The following is an 18407-nucleotide window of genomic DNA, read 5'->3' on the forward strand; positions in this document are numbered from 1 at the left end:
GGACAAAACGCGGGCCAGGTCGCCGCCGGCCCGACGCTCAACGGAGGTGACGATGAGCACTCGCATGATCATCCGTCGGCTCGGTGGCGGTCTGCTGGTCCTGTGGCTGGTGTCCATCCTCACCTTCCTGCTGGTCCACCTCATTCCGGGCGACCCGGCCGAGGTGATCGCGGGCGAGAACGCCACCACCGCCGACGTGGAGCGCATCCGCACCCAGCTGGGGCTGGACCGGCCCGTGCTCGCGCAGTACGTCACCTGGCTGTCCGGCGTGCTCCGCGGCGACCTCGGCAAATCGCTGTTCACCGACAAGTCGGTGCTCACCTCGATCGCGGAGGTGGCTCCGCCGACCCTGGTCATCACCGTCATGGCGATCGTCCTCGCGGTGCTGGTCGGGGTGTCGGCTGGCATCGTCGCGGGCCTGACCCAGGGCGGACGCCTGGACCGGCTCGTCTCCACCCTGGCCACCCTGGGCATCGCGATGCCGAGCTTCTGGCTGGGGCTGGTGCTGGTCTCGGTCTTCTCACTCACCAACACCTGGCTGCCGGCGACCGGTTACGCGGACCTGGGGGAGGGCTTCGGCACCTGGCTGTCGCACGTGATCCTCCCCTCGACCGCGCTGGGCCTGGCCACGGCCGCGGAGCTGGCCCGGCACACCCGCGGCTGCGTGGCCGACGTGCTCACCCGGCCGTACGTGCGAACCGCGCGGGCCAGGGGCGCGTCCGGCGGCTGGCTGGTCCGGCGGCACATCCTGCGCAACGCCGCCATCCCGGTGGTGACCGTGCTGGGCCTGCAGGCGGGGCGGCTGCTGGGCGGCGCGATCGTGATCGAGGCCGTGTTCGGCATCTCCGGCCTCGGCACCCTGGCCGTCAACGCGGTGCTGCAGCGCAACTACCCGGTGATCCAGGGATACGTGCTGCTCTGCGCCGTCGTCGTCGTCCTGATGAACCTCATCGTGGATCTGGCCTACGGCTGGATCAATCCGAAGGTGCGCACCGCATGACAACCGCCACCCTGAGTTCCGCCACCAGAAGCTCCCAGCGCAGCCGGGTCATCCGGAACGTCCTGCGCCGCCCGTCCGCCGCGACCGCCGCCGGTTTCGTGGCCGTCCTGGTGCTGTTCGCCGTTTTTGGCCCGCTCATCTCCCCGCACGACCCGGACGCGCAGGACCTGGGCAACAGGTTCGCCGAGCTGAGCTGGTCCCACCTGCTGGGCACCGACGAGTTCGGCAGGGACGTGGCCAGCCGGATCATCCAGGCGAGCAGGATCGCCCTGGTCGCGCCGCTCATCTCGGTGGGCGTGGCGCTGCTCATCGGCCTGCCGTTCGGCCTGTGGGCCGGGCTGCGCCGGGGCGTCGTGGACGCCGTCGCCGGGCGGCTCGCCGACACCGTCCTCAGCCTGCCCGCCATGGTCGGGGCGCTGGCCATCCTGGCGGTGCTCGGCCCCGGCCTGGTCAACGCCATGGTGGCGATCGGCATCATCTTCGCGCCCGGCCTGTTCCGGGTGGTGCGCGGCGCCACCCTGGCGGTGGCCGAGGAGACCTTCGTGCACTCGGCGGTGGCGATCGGCTCGCCCACCCGCCGGACCCTGTGGGTGCACATCCTGCCCAACATCGCCGCCCCGCTGCTGGTCCAGGTGACCATCCTGATGGGTGTCGCGCTGCTGGCCGAGGCCAGCCTGAGCTTCATCGGGCTCGGCGTGCAGCCGCCCGACGCCAGCTGGGGGTCGATGCTGAAGGCCGCCTACACCAACCAATTCGACGCGCCCTACTCGGTCGTGCCGCCCGGGATCGCGATGGTCCTGACGGTGCTGGCCTTCAACACCATCGGTGACGCGATCCGCGACGCGGTCGGACTGAGGAGAGGCATATGACGCTGCTGTCGGTGGAAGGGCTCACCATCGACCTGCCCGGCCGCCAGCCCGGCCTGGTGGAGGATGTCAGCTTCCAGGTGAGCGAGGGCCGCTCCACCGCGCTGATCGGCGAGTCCGGCTGCGGCAAGACGCTGACCTCGATGTCCATCCTCGGCCTGCTGCCCGCCGCCGTCCGGGTCACGGCCGGTTCCGTCTGGTTCGACGGGGTCGACCTGCTCACGTGCACGCCCCGGCAGCTGCGCCGGATCCGCGGCGGGCCGGTCGGCATGGTCTTCCAGGAACCGATGAGCAGCCTCAACCCGACCATGACGGTCGGCGACCAGATCGCCGAGGCGCGGCGGCTGCACCTGGGCGAGCGGCGCGGGGCGGCCCTGGCGCGGGCGCGCGAGCTGCTGGAGCGGGTCGGCATCCCGAACGCCGCCCGGAGGATCGGTGCCTACCCGCACGAGATGAGCGGCGGCATGCAGCAACGGGTCATGATCGCGGCGGCCATCGCCTGCGAGCCCAAGCTGGTCATCGCCGACGAGCCGACCACCGCGCTGGACGTCACCATCCAGGCCGAGATCCTGGCGCTCCTGCGGGACCTGCAACGCGACCTCGACCTGGCCGTCCTGCTGGTCACCCACGACCTCGGCGTGGTCGCCGACTTCTGCGACGAGGTGGTCGTCATGTACGCCGGTCACATCGCCGAGCGCACCACCGTGGACCGGCTGTTCTACGACCCGGGGCACCCGTACTCCAGCGCGCTGCTGGCGGCCGTGCCGCAGTCGGGCCAGGCCAGGTCGCGGCTGACGGTGATCCCGGGGCGGGTGCCGTCCGCCGGCGGGTTCCCGGCCGGGTGCCGGTTCGAGCCGCGCTGCGCGCACGCCGTGGAGCACTGCCGGGAGCCCCAGCCTGACGCCCTGCTGGGCGAGGGACACCGCACCCGATGTGGCCGCGTCGCCTCCGGCGACCTGACGCTCAAGGGAGCCGGCCGTGGCTGAGGATCGGGTGGTCCTGCGGGTTCAGGGCCTGAGCAAGTCGTTCCCGATGCGCCGGGGCGCGTTCGGCCGGACGGTGGAGAGCGTCCGCGCCGTGGACGGTGTGGATCTGGAGGTGCGGGCCGGCACCACCGTCGGCATCGTCGGCGAGTCGGGTTCCGGCAAGACCACCGTAGGCCGGTTGATGGCCCGGCTGCTCACCCCCGACCAGGGCACCGTCGAGGTGGAGGGCAAGGATGTCAGCCGGGCCAAGGGCCGCGAGCTGAAACAGATGCGCGCCCGCCTCCAGGTCATCTTCCAGGACCCGTACGGCGCGCTCGACCCCACCAAGACCGTCGCCCACGCCGTCGCGGAACCGCTGCTGGTGCACGGCCGGATCCGCCGGGGGGAGATGCGCGAGCGGGCGGCCGCCCTGCTGGCCCGGGTGGCGCTCGACCCGGCGTTCGTGGACCGCTACCCGGACGAGCTGTCCGGCGGGCAGCGGCAGCGCGTCTGCATCGCCCGTGCCTTGGCCCTGTCGCCCAGCGTGCTGGTGGCCGACGAGCCGACCTCCGCGCTCGACCTGTCCACCCGGTCGGAGATCCTCAACCTGCTGCTGTCCATCCAGGAGGACACCGGCCAGGCGATGGTGCTGGTCTCGCACGACTTCGCCACCGTACGGCACCTGGCGCACCGGATCGCGGTGATGTATCTGGGCCGGATCGTCGAGGAAGGTCCGGCCGAGCAGATCGCGGAGGACCCGCGGCACCCCTATACCAAGGCGTTGTTGTCGGCGGTGCCGCTGCCCGACCCGCGCGCGCAGCGGGCCCGCCGCAGGACCGTGCTCAAGGGCGACCTGCCCGATCCGGCCAACCCGCCCTCGGGCTGCCGGTTCCACACCCGCTGCCCGGTGGCGCTGCCCGAGTGCGCCCAGCAGGACCCGCCGCTGCTTCAGATCGCGGCCGAGCACCGAGTGGCCTGCGTGCGCCACCGGCCGGGCGAGAAACCGATGGATGAAGTGACGATCCCCCAGGAGACCGTGCGATGAACGACAGGGGAGGTGCGCTGGCGGGTGTCAGGGTCGTCGACTTCGGTCACTACGTGGCCGGGCCGCTGGCCGCGCTGATGCTCGCCGACCAGGGCGCCGACGTGGTCCGCGTGGACCGCCCAGGGGCCGTGCTGGACAGCGCCGACGCATTCCTCAACCGGAACAAACGCCGCATCACTCTGGACCTGAAGGCCGATTTGGACACCGCCAGGGAGCTGATCCGGCGGGCCGACGTGCTGATCGAGAACTTCCGGCCGGGGGTGATGGATCGGCTCGGGCTCGGCTGGGCGGAGTTGCGCGAGGTCAACCCCCGGCTGCTGTACTGCTCGCTGCCCGGCTTCGCCGCCGCCGACCCGCGGGCCGGGGTGCCCGGCTGGGAGGGGGTCATCGCGGCGGCCACCGGCAACTGCCGGATCAGGGCCGGGTACGTGCCCAAGGGTTGGGACCCCACCCGCCCGACCTACAGCGCGATCCCGGTGGCGTCCAACTTCGCGGCCTTCTGCGGGGCGTACGCGGTGGTGGCGGGACTGACATCGCGGCACCGCACCGGCCGGGGGGATCGCATCGAGGTGCCGCTGTATAACGCGATGTTCGAGGCGATCGGGGGTACTGGGGCGTACCCGACGGCCCGGGGTCTTGGACCGGAACGTGCCATCAGCGCCAACGGCAGCGGCACCTATCGCTGCGCGGACGGTCGCTATGTGCAGTTCAACCCGATCGGCGCGACCACTCGTTTCCTCTCGTGGTTTCTCGACGCGGCGGGGGTGGCCGAGTGGGCTGGGGAAGGACTGACCGACCGGCCCAGGATGGACCGCGAGCCGCACTTGCGTGACCTGCTGGAAAAGCGGCTGACAGGACTCTTCCTGAGCCGCCCCGCGCTGGAGTGGGAGGAACTCGCCGACGCGGCCGGGGTGCCGCTCACCCTGGTGCGGACCACCAAGGAGTGGCTGGACACTGCGCATGCGCGGGTGTCCGGCGAGGTGGTCGTGCTGGACGACCCGGTGCTCGGGCCGACCGCCATGCCCGGCTCCCCGGTCTGGCTGTCGGAGACCCCCGCCGTGCCTGGCCGGCCGCGCAGCCTGCCCGATGGGGACCGAGCGGAGATCTTGGCCGAGTTGGCCACGCCGTCGGATTCCGCCTGGTTGCTGGCGGGTGGGGGCGGATTGCCGTACCAGGGGCGGAAGGTTGTGGATCTGACCCAGATTCTGGCCGGGCCGAGTGCGGGGCGCATTCTGGCCGAGTTCGGGGCCGACGTGGTCAAGATCAATGTGCCGCAGCGGTGGGTCGGCGCGCATGGGTTTGTGAATCGGGGCAAGCGCACCGTGCTGCTGGACGTCAAGTCCAGTCAGGGTCAGCAGGTCCTGTGGCGGTTGATCGACGAGGCGGATGTGCTCACGCACAACTTTCCCGGGCGGACTGCGGACAGTTATGGACTGGGTTATCAGCACGTGCGGGCCCGCCGTCCGGACATCGTCTACGTGTCGGTCAACTGTTTCGGGCGTGGCGGGCCGTGGTCGGATCGGCGGGGCTACGAGACGCAGGGTCAGGCGGCTACCGGGATCATGGTCCGCTCTGGTGGGGAGGGGCCGCCGGCAGTGTTCGGGCCGTACAACGTGCTGGATTACGGGACCGGCGCGATGGCGGCGTTCGCCGCCGCGCTTGGCCTCTACCACCAGGAGACCACGGGGCAGGGGCAGCACGTGCACGCCTCGCTCACCCAGACCGGCCTTTACCAGCAGGCCTGGCATGTGCTGGCTGAGACGTCGGGCCAAGGTCCCGCCGCGCTCGGGCCGAGCCCGTGGCAGCGCTTCTACCAGGCCGCCGACGGCTGGTTCTTCCTCGGTGCGACGGAGGAGCAGTTGCCCTTGCTGCGCCAGGTGCCCGGTCTGGACCTGGATTCCGGCCCCGAACACATCGCCGCCGCTTTCCGCTCGGCCAGCGCGGCCGAGTGGACCCGGCGGCTGGTCGCGGTGGGTGTGGGCGCGCATCCGGTCTCCTCGCTCGGGGAGCTGATGACCGACCCGCGCGCCAGAACGCTCGGGCTGAGCGTCAACCAGGTCTCCGAGGAGGTCGGGGAGGTGGTGATGCCCGGTCTCGCCATCTCGGTCGAGGGCAATCCGCCCCGGCTGGGCGAGGCGGTCCGCCGTCCCGGCGCGGACGGGCGTGCGGTGCTGGACGAGATCGGCCTGGGCGAGGAGGCCGACACGCTGGCGCGGGGCTGGGCTGTCCAGCTGGACGCGCTGCCTCCGGGCTGGAACCCCTTCTGATTGGAGATCCGATGGAATACGACCTGCTGATCAGAGGCGGCCGGGTCCTGGACCCGGGACAGGCCATCGACGGTGTCCTGGACGTGGCGATCACTGGTGGGCGCATCAGCGCGCTGGGCCAGGACATCCTCGCCGATCAAGCCCGCCGCGTCATCGACGTGCGCGGCCGATATGTGGTGCCCGGCTTGATCGATCTGCACACCCACGTCGCGTACGGCGCCATCACCCCCGGCGTCGGCATGGAGGGCTGCGACCCCGACGTGATCGGCGTCGGATCCGGAGTGACCACGCTCGTGGACGCGGGCTCGGTCGGCGTGGCCGCCATCGGCGTCTTCTCGGCCTTCATCCAGCCCAAGGCCAGGACCAGGATCGTGCCCTACCTGAACATCGGCAGCCACGCCCACACCATGCCCACCATGGTGGACGTCAACAGCATGGACGAGATCGACCAGGACGCCATCGCCCGGTGCATGGCCGCCAACCCCGGCCTGGTCCAGGGCGTCAAGCTACGGCTGGTCGGGCCACTCGTCGCCGAGCGCGGCAAGGAGGTCTTCGCCGCCGCCAAGGACGTGGCCCGCGAGTACGGCGTGCCGCTCATGATCCACATCGGCGACCTGTCCGCGCACCGGCGACCGAATCCCGAGCGGCTCACCCCCATCACCCGGTTCGCCCTCGACCAGCTGGACCCCGGCGACATCCTCACCCACCTGTGCACGCCCAACCCCGGCGGCGCGCAGGGGATGACGCAAGCCCTGGTCGCGGCCAGGGAACGCGGTGTGATCCTGGACTCCGCGCTCGGCCGCGGCAACTTCGGCTACCGGGTAGCCAGCGAGCAGCGCGAGCTGGGCCTCGCGCCGGACACCATCAGCAGCGACCTGACGGCGATGGGCCAGAACTTCCACTCGCTGCTCGAATGCATGGCGAAGTTCCTGGCCGTCGGCTACAGCCTGGCCGACGTGGTGCGGATGACCACGGTGAACGCGGCCAAGGCGATCGGCCTAGAGCACGAGCTGGGAGCCATCGCCGTCGGGCGCGAAGCCGATCTCACCGTCCTGGACCTGGTCGAGGGCGACTTCGAGTTCGTCGACACCGCGCAGGAGACCTTCCACGGCGGATACGGCCTGGTGCCCGTGCACACCGTACGAGCAGGGGAACTGGTGCCACCGGTGTGGGGCACCCACCCGTGGGGCTGGCTCCCGGCCACCCGGGGGGCGTTATGACCACACGCGGCGACCGCCGTCGCTTCCTCCTCGACGACGACTGGGAGCGCCTGCCCGACGGCCTGCGGCACGCGGATGTGACCGCCGTGGATGTGGACGCGGACGACCGCGTCTACTTGTTCACCCGCTTCGACCACCAGGTCCTGGTCTACGAGCGCGACGGCACGTTCGTCCGCTCCTGGGGACTCGGCCTCTTCACCATGCCGCACGGCCTGACCGTCGGACCCGACGGCGCGATCTACTGCGTGGACGCGGGCGACCACACCGTGCGCAAGTTCACCCCCGACGGAGAACTGCTCCTCACCATCGGAACCGAGGGCATCCCCTCCGACACGGGCTACACCTCCACCGGCCCCGCGCGGGTGCACAGCGTGGAGCGGGTGCGCCACCCCGGCGGCCCCTTCAACCGCTGCACCGCCCTGGCCGTCGCCCCCGACGGCGACCTGTACATAACCGACGGATACGGCAACTGCCGCGTCCACCACTTCACCCCCGACGGCGAACTGATCCACTCCTGGGGCGAGATCGGCACCGGCCCCGGCCAATTCCACCTCCCGCACTGCTTGGACATCACCCCCGACGGCCGGGTCCTGGTCGGCGACCGCGAGAACGACCGCATCCAGGTGTTCGACACCACCGGCAAGTTCATCGAGGCGTGGACGGACGTGCGCCGCCCCTGCGCGCTGACCGTCGCCCCGGACGGCACGGTCTTCGTGGCCGAGCTGTGGCGGCCGAAGGGCGCGAAGTCCTTCGTCCACGGTGAGATGACCGAGGACCACCCGGCCCGGCTCTCCGTGCTGGGCCAGGACGGCGGCGTGCTCGAGCGGTGGGGCGACTCCACCCAGGACCGCGCCGCCCCCGGCAACTTCATCGCCCCGCACGGCATCGCGCTGGATTCCCGCGGCGACCTGTACGTCGCCGAGGTGACCTACAGCTTCGCCGTCAGACCAGGCCTGGTCGACCAGTCGTGCGCCAGCCACCAACTCCAGAAATTCAAAGGAATCGTATGAGGCGCGACACCCACCGAATTCTCACCACCCACGGCGGCAACCTGCCCAGACCCAAGGACCTGGACGACCTGATCGCCCAGGGCGAGCAGGCGGCCGTGGACGAGCGACTCCCAGGCGCGGTAGGCGAGGTCGTGGACCTCCAGATCGCCTGCGGCCTGGACACCGTCAACGACGGCGAGTACGTCAAAGCCGCGAACATGTCCGGATATTCCGGTTATATCCACGCCCGGGTGACCGGCTGGGAGACCCTGCCCATCGAGCCGGGCACGCCGCCGAAGCGCGAGTTCGTGGCGGCCCGCGACAAGGCCGAGTTCCCCGGCATGTACGCCTCCGGGTTGTGGCTGGCGGGCTCGGGCGGCCCGATCCGGCCCGGCTTCTCGACACCCGGCGCCGCCCCGAAGCTCTCCACCACCGAACGCGTGTGCACGTCCCCGATCGCCTACACCGGCCAGGACGCCATCGCCGCCGACATCGACGCCCTGAAAACCGCCCTCACGGGCAGGGAGGCGGACGGCTTCATCGCCGCCCTCGGCCCGCTCAGCCTGGGCGCCGGCGCGCGGAACGCGTACTACCCGAGCGAAGAGGACTACATGTTCGCGGTGGCCGAGGCGCTCCGCGAGGAGTACCGGGCGATCACCGACGCCGGTCTGATCCTGCAGATCGACGAGCCGGAGTTCGCCACCACCTGGCAGTTCCACCCCAGCTGGACGGTGGAGGACCTGCGCCGCTACCTGGAGTCGGCGGTCGAGGTGCTCAACCACAGCATCGCCGGGCTGCCCGCCGACCAGATCCGGCTGCACACCTGCTGGGGCAGCGGCCACCGCCCGCACACCCAGGACATCGGCCTGCAGCACATCGCCGACCTGCTGATCAAGGTCAACGCGGGTGCGTACGCCATCGAGGCAGGAAATGTCCGGCACGCGCACGAGTGGCGGGTGTGGGAGGACGTGAAGCTGCCCGAGGGCAAGATCCTCATCCCTGGGGTGGTCAGCCACGCGACCGACCTGGTCGAGCATCCCGAGCTGGTCGCCGAGCGGCTGGTGAACTTCGCCGGCGTGGTCGGCAGGGAGAACCTGCACGCCGGCACCGACTGCGGGATCGGATCCCGGGTGGGCCACGAGGAGATCGTCTGGGCGAAGCTGCGCGCTCTCGCCGAAGGCGCCGCAATCGCCGCTGAGCGGTTGCGGAACAAGTGAAATATGGAGGCAAGGGCCGTGAAACGAACATCAGTGAAATCGGCCGGTGTGATCCTCTCCTTAGGTCTCGTCCTCGCCGGGTGCGGGAGCGAAACCGGGGGGAGTCCGGCCGGGAGCGCCCAACCGGCCGCGGCGGGATATGACAACAACGCCATCCTGAGGTGGGCGGTGCCGGGCATGCCGACCTCCTTCGACCCGCGCAAGTCGGCGCCGCTGGACCCCGTCTTCCTGGACGTCGTCTACGAGAGCCTGATCAACCGCACCCCGGCCGGGGAGATCATTCCTGGCCTGGCCACCGAGTGGCAGCTCGCGGACGAGAACAAGACGATCACCTTCAAGCTCCGGCCGGGCGTGAAGTTCCACAATGGCGAGGAGCTCAACGCCGAAGCCGTCAAGGCGTCCCTGGAGGCGTACAAGAAGGAAGGGGCGCTGGCGGGCACCCTCGCGGGGCTTGAGCAGGTCGAGGCGCTCGCCCCCGACCAGGTCAAGCTGACCTTCACGGAGCCGTCCGGATACATGATCAACGTGCTGGCCGGGGAGGCGGGCATCGTGGTCGCGCCGAGCGCGCTCACCGACCCCGGCCTGACCGGCAAGCCGGTCGGCACCGGGCCGTTCCAGCTGGACACCCTCAGCGAGGGCAAGGTGACCTTCAAGAGGTTCGACGGCTACTGGGACGCCAAGCGCATCACCATCGGCGGCATCGAGATGGCGGTCTTCTCCGACGAGTCCACCCGGCTGCGCGCGGTCAAGTCGGGCCAGGCGGACGGCACGTCCATCACGCCCAGCCAGATGAAGGAGGCCGAGGCGTCCGGCCTGACCGTGATCAAGGGGGCGAACACCACCTTCAACGGCATCCTCATCAACACCGGCTCCGACAAGCTGGCCGACCCGAAGATCCGCGAGGCCATGCTGTACGCGATCGACCGCGAGTCGATCAGCAAGAACCTCTACGCCAGCTCCTGCACGCCGGCCGTGCAGCCGCTCCAGCAGGGCTTCTGGGCGAACGTGCCCGAGCTCAACGACGTCAAGCCGTACTACGACACGGCCAAGGCCAAGCAGCTGCTGACCGAGGCGGGTTTCCCGAACGGCTTCGAGATGCAGCTGGAGGTCGGCCCCAACACCTCCTACCAGACCCTGGCGCAGGCGCTCCAGGCCCAGCTGCAGCAGGTCGGCATCAAGGTCACCATCAAGGTGCTGGAGTTCCAGCAGATGGTGAACGCGCGCAGGACCGGCAAGTTCACCGCCACCGTCTCGCTGCTCCAGGCCGGGCGGCCCGACCCCAGCCAGTTCGTCGCCGACTTCTACCTCAAGGGCGGCCTCTACAACCCCGGCGGCTTCGAGCTGCCCGGCGGTGCGGAGCTGCTCGCCCAGGCGCGGGTCAGCGACGACGTGACCCAGCGCGCGGCGCCGCTCCAGGAGATCTTCAAGAAGGTCCTGGAGGTCGGCCCGCCGGTGGTGCCGGTCTGCGGCGTCACCTACGTGGCCGCCTTCCGCAAGGGCGTCACCGGCATGGAGGTGCCGGTGACGGGCGACTACGACTTCGCCCCCATCAAGATCAGCTCATAAGTCGCAGGGGGGCGTCCTCGGGACGCCCCCCGGAACACCATGGAGGAAGACTGTGCGGCTCGACGACAAGGTCGCGATCGTCACCGGATCTGGACGGGGCCTCGGCCGCGCGTACGCTGAGGCGCTGGCCGCCGCGGGCGCGGGCGTGGTGGTCAACGACATCGACGGCGACGCGGCGGCCGAGACCGTGGCCGCGATCACCGGGGCGGGCGGCCGGGCCGTCGCCGAGGTGTGCGCGGTCGGCACGGCCGAGTCGGCCGACGCGCTGGTCCAGCGGGCCGTCGCCGAGTTCGGCCGGCTGGACGTGATGTGCACCAACGCGGGCGCGCTCCGCGACCGCACCTTGGGCAAGGTCACCGACGAGGAGTTCGACCTCGTCCTGAACAGCCACGTGCGCGGCACCTTCACCTGCGGCCGCGCCGCCGCCGCCCGCTTCCGCGAGCAGGGCGACGGCGGCCGCCTGATCCTGGTCGGCTCGCCCGCGGGCCAGTACGGCAGCTTCGGGCAGACCGCGTACGCGGCGTCCAAGGCGGCGATCATCGCCATGGTCCGGGTCTGGTCGATCGAGCTGGCCAAGGCCGGGGTGACGGTGAACGCCATCGTGCCGATCGCGCTGACCCGGATGGCGGCGACCATCCCGGACCTGGCCGAGGTGGTGGCCCAGGTGGAGGCCGGCGCCCCGGTCCCGCCCGAGCTGCGCCGCCGCGGCATCGGCACCGTCCAGGACGTGGCCCCGCTGGTGGTCTACCTGTCCTCGGCGGAGTCGGCCGGGATCACCGGGCAGTATTTCGGCTTCGGCGGCGACAAGTTCGCCATCTGGGCGCATCCGAAGGAGGAGTTCGTGACCCACCGGGAGGGCGGCTGGACGGCGGACCAGTTGGTCGAAGACTTCGCCGGGTTCAGCAAGCACCTGCAGAGCCACCTGCCACCCGGCCGCTGAAAGGACTCAGGTGAAGTAGAACGCGAGGGAGGTGCGGGTGATCCGGTCGCGAATGACCGGATCGGGCACCATGGTCGCGAAGGAGTTCACGGCGTCCTGGTAGGTGAGCGGTTGTCGCGCGCCGATGAAGGGTGCGTCGCTGCCCCAGAACAGCCGTTCCGGTCCGGCGGCGGCGAGCAGCGTCGCCGCGTATCCGGCCAGCCTGGCGGGGGAGACGCGGAACCGGTATCCGGCCGACAGTTTCACCCAGACCCGTCCGGTGGCCAGGCCGCGCAGCAGCGCCGTGCCCCCGGGGTTGGCGTAGCCGGTCTCCGGGTGCGGGTCGCCGAAATGGTCCACGACTACCTTCACTCCGGCGGCCAGCAGCGATTCCAGCACGAGCGGCAGCCGTGCCAGCTCGACGTTGAGTTCGACGTGCCAGTCCAGCTCGGCGACCTGCCGCAGCAGTTCGCGGTACCCGGTCAGGTCCGGGTCGGTACGGCGACGCCACTGGAACCGTACGCCGACCACGCCGGGGGACTGTTGCGCGAGTTTCGGTTGCACCGTGCCGCGCAGTCGCGGGTGGGCGCGGAGCGCGGCCAGGGTGTACGCGTCCCGGTCGTCGAGCAGGCTCATCGCCGAGATCACCGCGTGGCTGACGCCGTGCGCGTCCATCATCGGCAGGAACGCCTCGGTGGTCAGGTCGCCCTCCGGCCGGGTCCAGGCTCCGGCCGCCAGTGGCAGCGCTTTGCTGAACAGGTGGACGTGGGTGTCGACCAGCGGCAGCGTCATGTCAGGCCGTACAGGCGGGCGGCCGTGCCGCCGAGGACGAGGGCGGCGTCTCCAGGCGTGAGTCCGGCCACCGATTCCCGGCCGATCCGGACCATGTCCGGATAGCCGACCGGGGTCTGCGTGACGTCCGAACCCCACAACACCCGCCCGGCCCCGAACCGGGACACCAGCCAGAACACCACGTCCGCCGGGGCCACCCCGGCGGCCAGCAGCCGGGCGTGGTTAAGGGTGGTGACCTTGACGTGCACCTGCTCCAGGTCGGCCAGCGCGAGCAGCCCGTCCGCCCCGGGGTACGGCTCCGGCCGGTCGGCTTCCACGCTGGCGATGTGGTCGAGCACGACGGGCGTGCCGGGGAACGCGCGGACCACGCCGGGCAGGGCGGCCAGGCAGTCGTCGCGGTTCCACCGGTAAATGTGCAGGCACATGGACAGCCCGAGCTCGGCGGCCTGCCGCCAGACCCGCAGCGCCGCAGGGCCCGCGAACCAGTCCGTGCCGCGAGGGCCGCCGTGCTGGTGGCCGCCCGGGGCGGTCAGCCGCATCGCCACCGCGCCGCGCGCCGCCCAGCGGCGTACCACCGCGTCGGCGTCGTCGGCCAAAGCGTCGATCACGCACATGGCCGCCAGCCGGTCCGGATGCCGTGCGGCCGAGTCCACGACGTAGCTGTTGTCGAAGCCGTACACGTGCGCTCGCTGCACCGCGACGGCGGCGGCGAGTCCGTGCTCGTCCAGCGCGGCGAGCAGCCGTTCCGCGGTCATCGGGTCGCGCACCTCGGCGCCCGGGTAGGCGGGGTCGTTGACGGTCAGGTGGGCGTGCGCGTCGATCAGCACAGGCGCTCCCAGACGAGGACGGGCGTGGGGGGCTGGCCAGGGGTGTGCTCGGCGCGTAGGACCAGCCGGGATCCCGTCACGACGGCCAGGCGGACCAGCGTGGCGCCGATCCAGTTGGGATAGATGGCGGCTTCGACGTGGTGGACGATCCGGTCGCCGAGCCATTCGTACCGGCCGCTGTAGGCGCCGTAGCCGCGCACCGCGTCGAGCCGTTCCGCGTCGCTGGCCCAGCGCCAGTTGGAGGCGGCCAGCGGCGGCCGGTTCCCTGGCATGTACTGCACCGCCATGTAGCCGTCCGGACCGTAGAGGAGCCGCCCGAGCGGGGTGTCGCCGAGCGGCCGTTCCCCGTTCTCCAGGTAGTAGTCGTCAAGACGCCAGGTGCCGATGATCACGGGGCTGGATACTCCGCCGCGTTGAGCACCCACCCGGCCTTGGCCGAGAAGTCCGCGCGCGGCGGGCTGAACACGTCGATGAGCAGGTGCCGCCCGGCGCCCATGGCCTGGCTGGTGTGCACGGTGGGCGGTGGGATGATCGCCACGGACGGGCTGCCCACCCGGGCGTGCTCATCGTCGCGCCACTGGTCCAGCTTGGCCGTCCAGGGGGTGCGGACGTGGTGGACGTAGTCGCCCGCCACGGTCAGCGAGCACTGCTCGAAGTCGTCGTGGTGGTGCGGGGACATCCGGTCGGGGTCGCGCGGCCCGTCGCTGGGGTCACCGAAGTTGACCATGAAGGAGCTGGTCCGGAAGATCCGCCCGAATCGGCCCGGCTCCCTGGGGTAGTCGGCGGTGAGATACACGCGCAGCCGGTGCCCGGCGGGCGGGTCCGGCCAGGGCTCCAGCAAGGCCACCCGGGGGTGCGGCTCGGCGTAGGACGCGGCGTTGGCGCAGCGGGCCAGCACGTCCGAGGCGCGTACGTCGAACAGGCGGAACAGCTCCACCTGGCCGCGCGCGGTGATCGAGCTGTCGCCCGGGGGCACGACGACCAGGCCGCTGCCGGACACCGTCCTGCTCTCGGAGCCTGCCGTGACCTCGATGGTGGCCTCGGCATCCGGCAGGATCACGACATACTCCTCGCCCTGCTCCGCGGCCGAGCGGCTGAGCGTGTCGCCGCCGGCCAGCCGGCTGTAGGCGATCGCCAGGTTCTGCCCCCGGGCATACCAGGTTCTGCCTCCGCGTTCGGTGGTCTCCTGCGGCGGCAGGGTGAGGAACTCGAAGGTGGCCAGCGCGGCGATCGGCGCGCTGGTGTCGATCGGGCGTCCCGTGTTGAGCGCGGAGCGCGGATCGGTTGCGCTGTACATGCGATCGGTCCTTTCAGTCGTCCAGGCCGAGCAGGTAGGAGGGGTTGACGCGGACGATCTGCCCTAGGTCCTTCTCCGGCAGGCCGAGGTCCAGCAGCGCGGAGCCGACCCGGATGAAGGAGTCCACGGGCATCGGCCGCCCCGCCTGGCCGAGGTCGGAGGCGAGCACGGTGCGCTCGGGCCCGACCTGCTCGATCCAGTCGAGCAGCTGCCGGGGCGACCATCGGGCCTGGGCCACCTCGGGGTCGTACATGCTGGTCTCGTGCTCGATGTACGCGCCGAGCCGGACGAACTCCTGGCACTGCGCGGGATCTGAGCCGATCACGAAGTTCGGATGGCTGACCACCAGCCGCCGGATGCCCCGATCCCGGGCGGCGGCGAAGACCTCCAGAATGTCGCCGGGTGCCATGTGCCCGGCGGACAGCAGCGCACCGGACTCGGCGATCACATCGAGCACCCGGCCGACCTCGGGGATCAGCGCGCCGTCCGGGCCGCGCACGTCGACCTGGGCGAGCGACAGCGGGATGGTCGGCTTGGGGAAGCCGCCACCGGAGTTGTGATGGTCGATGTGCGCGCGGGAGGAGATGGTGGGGAACCACACGCACCGCCCACCCATCCGCAGGCACATCTCCACCGCGTACGGGTTGATGCCGCCGACCTGGTTGTTGAGGGCGATCCCGCCGTACACGGCGGTGCTGAGCGGGGCCAGCCGATCCCGCATGGCCAGCAGGTCCATCACCGTGTTGTGGTGGTGGGACTTGGCCAGCAGCGCCCGCATGCCCAGCCGCGCGCCGTCGGCGGCGGCGCCCACATGGTCGAACCGGCGCGGGAGGGGGTTGGGCCCGGAGTGGCAGTGCAGATCGACAAGCCCGTGCAGGGCTCGCTCGATCGCGGACGGTCGGATCATCGTCGTTCCTCTTGACAGCGGTGCCGCCACCCTAGAGTGTGTAACACATTGCGGACTTGATGTACGATAAATGCGAATCGCCATCATGGCAAGCTTCCTTGGGGGTCACGTGCCGGACACGAGCTACACCTGGGCCGAGATGATGGCGATCTCCATCTCGCACGAGATGGCCGACGGCGACTTCGGCTCCGTGGGCGCCGCCTCGCACATCCCCGCGGCCGGGCTGCGGCTGGCGCAGCTCACCCACGCGCCGAACCTGTCCTTCTTCTGCGGCGGCAGCGGCGCGATGAACCCGAAGATCCAGCGGCTCACCGAGTCGTCCGCCGACTACCGCAACCTGGTGACCAGCGAGTACCAGTTCTCTCTTGACGATGTGGTGGACTTCGAGACCGCGATCCGGTTCGACTTCGCGTTCCTGGGCGGGATGCAGATCGACAAGCACGGCAATCTCAACATGGCCGTGATCGGCCCGTGGGACAAGCCCAAGGTCCGCGGCCCCGGCACGATCGGGCTGATCTTCCTGGGCGGCTTCAAGACCAGCTACATCTACACCGAGCACCACACGCCGAGGATCTTCGTCGACAAGGTGGACTTCATCAGCGGCGCGGGGTGGCTGGACGGCGGCGACTCCCGCAGCAAGGTCTTCCGCCCCGAGTCCGATGGTCCCCGCCGGGTGTTCACCCCGCTCGGGGTGTTCGACTTCGAGCCGGAGAGCCGCCGGATGCGGCTGATCAAGGTGCACCCGTGGAGCAGCGTCGAGCGGGTCCAGGCGGCCACCGGGTTCGAGCTGCTGGTCGCCGACGACGTGCGGACCGTCGACCCGCCGACCGAGGAGGAGCTGCGCCTGCTGCGGACCCAGGTGGACACCGAAGGCGTGCTGCGCCGCTACCCCGCCACGGCATGAACTGGGCAGAGCGCCACCTCGTAGCGGACGGCTGCGCCACCCACTACCTGGAGGCCGGCGAAGGACCCCCGCTGGTCCTGCTCCACGGCGGTGAGTACGGCGCCGCCGCCGAGATCACCTGGGAGCACTGCATCCCGGCCCTGGCGGCACACCACCGGGTGATGGCGCTCGACTTCGTCGGCTACGGGCACAGCGACAAGCTCAGAGACTTCGGCGGCCAGCGACGGCTGATGCTCCGCCAGGTCTCCGGCGTGCTGCGCGCGCTCCGGATCGAGTCGGCGTACTTCATCGGCACCTCGCTCAGCGGGCGCATGCTGCTGGACGTGGCCAGCAAACCCGCGCCGGTCTGGCCGATAAAAGCGATGGCGGTGGCCGGGATCGGTCTGGCCGCCCCGGCGGAGGCAGCCCGGAAGGTGCTGGAGGATTTCGACGGCACCCTGGAAGGGCTGCGCCCGTCCATGGACGTGCTCTTCCACGATCCGCGCTGGCGGGACAGCGAGTCGTATCTGCGCCGCAGGTACGACTTCTGCGCCATCCCCGGCGCGTGGGAGACGGCGGCGGCGGGCAACTTGCGCTCGCCGATGCGCCGTGGTGAGAGCCGCCCGCACATAAGGCCGCCCGTCCGTGACTATGGCGGCGTCGCCGTACCCACCTGTCTGATTAGGGGCGAGCATGACCGGCTGGTGCCGGAGGGCACCTGGCGGGAGCTGGCCGCGCAGATTCCCGGCGCGGTCGCGGTCACCGTCGCGGGGAGCGGTCACTACCCGCAGATCGAGCGTGCCGCAGCGTTCACCGAGACGGTGCTGGACTTCTTCAAGCGGGAGGGATCATGACTTCTCCCCGGCCGACGCAGGCCGGACCGGGCGTGCACCTGGAGTCCGGCGGCGGTGCGGGCCCGACGGTGGTGTTCCTGCACGGCTCGGCCGCCTCGGGGGCGGTCTGGAAGCCGGTCACCCGGGAACTGGCCAGCCGCCGCCCCGACGCCGGCTGGCTGCTCGCCGACCTGCCAGGCCACGGCCGCTCCCGCTGGCAGCTGGACTACTCCCCGGACGGCTACGCGGACGCGGTGGCCGGCGCCATCCGCGGGCGCCTGGGCGAGCGCCCGGTGCACCTGGTCGGCCATTCCCTCGGCGCGATGATCGCGCTGGCCCTCGCGGACGGCGCTCGCGGGGTGAGCGTCGCGTCCGTCCTGGTCATCGCGATGAAGGTGAGCTGGACCGAGGAGGAACTGACCCGCCGCGCCGCCGCCGCGACCCGGCCGATCCGGATCCTCCCCGGCCGGGAGCAGGCCCGCGAGCTGTTCGGGCGGATCTCCGGGATGGCCGGATTCGCCGCGGCGGACCTGGACAGCGGGGTCGCCGTCGCCGAGAGCGGCTACCGGTTATCGGGCGATCCCCGGATCACCGCCGCGCCACCCGCGCCTCCCGCCGCGCTGGCCGCCCTGGCCGCCCGTGTCGCCTGCCCGGTCCGGCTGGCCTGCGGCGACCGCGACCCCGGCATCCGCTACGAGGAGCTGGTCTCGGTGCTCGGCCGCCCGGTCACCGTGCTGGCGAACACCGGCCACAACGCGCACATCGAGCAACCCGGCCTGGTCGCCAATCTGGTGGAACAGGCACTCCGCTGAGA

Annotated in this window: 18 protein-coding genes; 13 read left to right on the forward strand and 5 right to left on the reverse strand. The window is 71.0% G+C overall.

Features of this window, described 5'->3' with window-relative positions; all coding sequences use genetic code 11:
• Nucleotides 1–52 precede the first annotated feature (52 nt).
• The 10 genes from Amac_RS32170 to Amac_RS32215 are packed head-to-tail and all read left to right on the forward strand — an operon-like array spanning nucleotide 53 to nucleotide 12075.
• A complete protein-coding gene (locus Amac_RS32170; RefSeq protein WP_218041420.1) occupies nucleotides 53–1000 on the forward strand; it encodes an ABC transporter permease in 948 nt (315 codons plus the stop codon).
• Nucleotides 997–1869: an ABC transporter permease gene (locus Amac_RS32175; protein WP_155358179.1), complete on the forward strand. Its 873-nt coding sequence runs from the start codon at nucleotides 997–999 to the stop codon at nucleotides 1867–1869. The genes Amac_RS32170 and Amac_RS32175 overlap by 4 nt, the downstream gene beginning before the upstream one ends.
• The gene (locus Amac_RS32180; RefSeq protein ID WP_155358180.1) at nucleotides 1866–2852 is read left to right on the forward strand and encodes an ABC transporter ATP-binding protein; all 987 of its coding nucleotides are present in this window, start codon (nucleotides 1866–1868) and stop codon (nucleotides 2850–2852) included. The genes Amac_RS32175 and Amac_RS32180 overlap by 4 nt, the downstream gene beginning before the upstream one ends.
• Nucleotides 2845–3876: an ABC transporter ATP-binding protein gene (locus Amac_RS32185; RefSeq protein ID WP_218041421.1), complete on the forward strand. Its 1032-nt coding sequence runs from the start codon at nucleotides 2845–2847 to the stop codon at nucleotides 3874–3876. The genes Amac_RS32180 and Amac_RS32185 overlap by 8 nt, the downstream gene beginning before the upstream one ends.
• On the forward strand, nucleotides 3873–6143 hold the full coding sequence (locus Amac_RS32190) for a CaiB/BaiF CoA transferase family protein (RefSeq protein ID WP_155358181.1): 2271 nt from the start codon (nucleotides 3873–3875) through the stop codon (nucleotides 6141–6143). The genes Amac_RS32185 and Amac_RS32190 overlap by 4 nt, the downstream gene beginning before the upstream one ends.
• 11 nt (nucleotides 6144–6154) lie before the next feature.
• On the forward strand, nucleotides 6155–7363 hold the full coding sequence (locus tag Amac_RS32195; protein WP_155358182.1) for an amidohydrolase family protein: 1209 nt from the start codon (nucleotides 6155–6157) through the stop codon (nucleotides 7361–7363).
• Nucleotides 7360–8373, forward strand: a complete 1014-nt coding sequence (locus tag Amac_RS32200) for a peptidyl-alpha-hydroxyglycine alpha-amidating lyase family protein (protein ID WP_155358183.1) — start codon at nucleotides 7360–7362, stop codon at nucleotides 8371–8373. The genes Amac_RS32195 and Amac_RS32200 overlap by 4 nt, the downstream gene beginning before the upstream one ends.
• Entirely contained in the window at nucleotides 8370–9569 is a 1200-nt protein-coding gene (locus tag Amac_RS32205) for a cobalamin-independent methionine synthase II family protein (RefSeq protein WP_155358184.1), read from the forward strand. Before Amac_RS32200 ends, Amac_RS32205 begins: the two co-directional genes overlap by 4 nt.
• Before the next feature lie 18 nt (nucleotides 9570–9587).
• Nucleotides 9588–11135 carry an ABC transporter substrate-binding protein gene (locus tag Amac_RS32210; RefSeq protein ID WP_170322769.1) on the forward strand — a complete coding sequence of 516 codons (1548 nt, stop codon included), beginning with the start codon at nucleotides 9588–9590 and terminating at the stop codon, nucleotides 11133–11135.
• 52 nt (nucleotides 11136–11187) lie between these two features.
• Nucleotides 11188–12075 carry an SDR family NAD(P)-dependent oxidoreductase gene (locus Amac_RS32215; protein WP_155358186.1) on the forward strand — a complete coding sequence of 296 codons (888 nt, stop codon included), beginning with the start codon at nucleotides 11188–11190 and terminating at the stop codon, nucleotides 12073–12075.
• 6 nt (nucleotides 12076–12081) lie between these two features.
• Here the strand turns inward: Amac_RS32215 and Amac_RS32220 are convergent, their stop codons facing one another.
• From Amac_RS32220 to Amac_RS32240, 5 genes are read right to left on the reverse strand one after another with little or no spacing between them, the layout of a single operon-like run.
• Entirely contained in the window at nucleotides 12082–12846 is a 765-nt protein-coding gene (locus Amac_RS32220) for an amidohydrolase family protein (protein WP_155358187.1), read from the reverse strand.
• Complete coding sequence (locus tag Amac_RS32225; RefSeq protein ID WP_170322770.1) at nucleotides 12843–13673, reverse strand: amidohydrolase family protein; 831 nt, start codon at nucleotides 13671–13673, stop codon at nucleotides 12843–12845. The genes Amac_RS32220 and Amac_RS32225 overlap by 4 nt, the downstream gene beginning before the upstream one ends.
• Nucleotides 13667–14065, reverse strand: coding sequence for a lipocalin-like domain-containing protein (locus Amac_RS32230; protein ID WP_170322771.1), 399 nt, complete (start codon nucleotides 14063–14065; stop codon nucleotides 13667–13669). Before Amac_RS32230 ends, Amac_RS32225 begins: the two co-directional genes overlap by 7 nt.
• Nucleotides 14062–14970 (reverse strand): cupin domain-containing protein, encoded by a 909-nt coding sequence (locus Amac_RS32235; RefSeq protein WP_155358190.1) that lies wholly within the window; start codon nucleotides 14968–14970, stop codon nucleotides 14062–14064. Before Amac_RS32235 ends, Amac_RS32230 begins: the two co-directional genes overlap by 4 nt.
• 13 nt (nucleotides 14971–14983) lie before the next feature.
• On the reverse strand, nucleotides 14984–15877 hold the full coding sequence (locus tag Amac_RS32240; protein ID WP_155358191.1) for a DUF6282 family protein: 894 nt from the start codon (nucleotides 15875–15877) through the stop codon (nucleotides 14984–14986).
• Nucleotides 15878–15962: 85 nt separating this feature from the next.
• Between Amac_RS32240 and Amac_RS32245 the strand changes: the two genes are divergently transcribed.
• From Amac_RS32245 to Amac_RS32255, 3 genes are read left to right on the forward strand one after another with little or no spacing between them, the layout of a single operon-like run.
• The gene (locus Amac_RS32245) at nucleotides 15963–16781 is read left to right on the forward strand and encodes a CoA-transferase subunit beta (protein WP_170322772.1); all 819 of its coding nucleotides are present in this window, start codon (nucleotides 15963–15965) and stop codon (nucleotides 16779–16781) included.
• Entirely contained in the window at nucleotides 16778–17614 is an 837-nt protein-coding gene (locus tag Amac_RS32250; protein WP_155358193.1) for an alpha/beta fold hydrolase, read from the forward strand. Before Amac_RS32245 ends, Amac_RS32250 begins: the two co-directional genes overlap by 4 nt.
• Nucleotides 17611–18405 (forward strand): alpha/beta fold hydrolase, encoded by a 795-nt coding sequence (locus Amac_RS32255; protein ID WP_155358194.1) that lies wholly within the window; start codon nucleotides 17611–17613, stop codon nucleotides 18403–18405. The genes Amac_RS32250 and Amac_RS32255 overlap by 4 nt, the downstream gene beginning before the upstream one ends.
• Nucleotides 18406–18407: the final 2 nt, after the last annotated feature.

The organism is Acrocarpospora macrocephala, from assembly GCF_009687865.1.
In the GTDB taxonomy this organism is placed as follows: domain Bacteria; phylum Actinomycetota; class Actinomycetes; order Streptosporangiales; family Streptosporangiaceae; genus Acrocarpospora; species Acrocarpospora macrocephala.

Coding starts and splice junctions, on each gene's coding strand:
- Amac_RS32170 (WP_218041420.1), top strand. CDS start 53: ATGAGCACTCGCATGATCATCCGTCGGCTCGGTGGCGGTCTGCTGGTC.
- Amac_RS32175 (WP_155358179.1), top strand. CDS start 997: ATGACAACCGCCACCCTGAGTTCCGCCACCAGAAGCTCCCAGCGCAGC.
- Amac_RS32180 (WP_155358180.1), top strand. CDS start 1,866: ATGACGCTGCTGTCGGTGGAAGGGCTCACCATCGACCTGCCCGGCCGC.
- Amac_RS32190 (WP_155358181.1), top strand. CDS start 3,873: ATGAACGACAGGGGAGGTGCGCTGGCGGGTGTCAGGGTCGTCGACTTC.
- Amac_RS32195 (WP_155358182.1), top strand. CDS start 6,155: ATGGAATACGACCTGCTGATCAGAGGCGGCCGGGTCCTGGACCCGGGA.
- Amac_RS32200 (WP_155358183.1), top strand. CDS start 7,360: ATGACCACACGCGGCGACCGCCGTCGCTTCCTCCTCGACGACGACTGG.
- Amac_RS32205 (WP_155358184.1), top strand. CDS start 8,370: ATGAGGCGCGACACCCACCGAATTCTCACCACCCACGGCGGCAACCTG.
- Amac_RS32220 (WP_155358187.1), bottom strand. CDS start 12,846: ATGACGCTGCCGCTGGTCGACACCCACGTCCACCTGTTCAGCAAAGCG.
- Amac_RS32235 (WP_155358190.1), bottom strand. CDS start 14,970: ATGTACAGCGCAACCGATCCGCGCTCCGCGCTCAACACGGGACGCCCG.
- Amac_RS32240 (WP_155358191.1), bottom strand. CDS start 15,877: ATGATCCGACCGTCCGCGATCGAGCGAGCCCTGCACGGGCTTGTCGAT.
- Amac_RS32245 (WP_170322772.1), top strand. CDS start 15,963: ATGGCAAGCTTCCTTGGGGGTCACGTGCCGGACACGAGCTACACCTGG.
- Amac_RS32250 (WP_155358193.1), top strand. CDS start 16,778: ATGAACTGGGCAGAGCGCCACCTCGTAGCGGACGGCTGCGCCACCCAC.
- Amac_RS32255 (WP_155358194.1), top strand. CDS start 17,611: ATGACTTCTCCCCGGCCGACGCAGGCCGGACCGGGCGTGCACCTGGAG.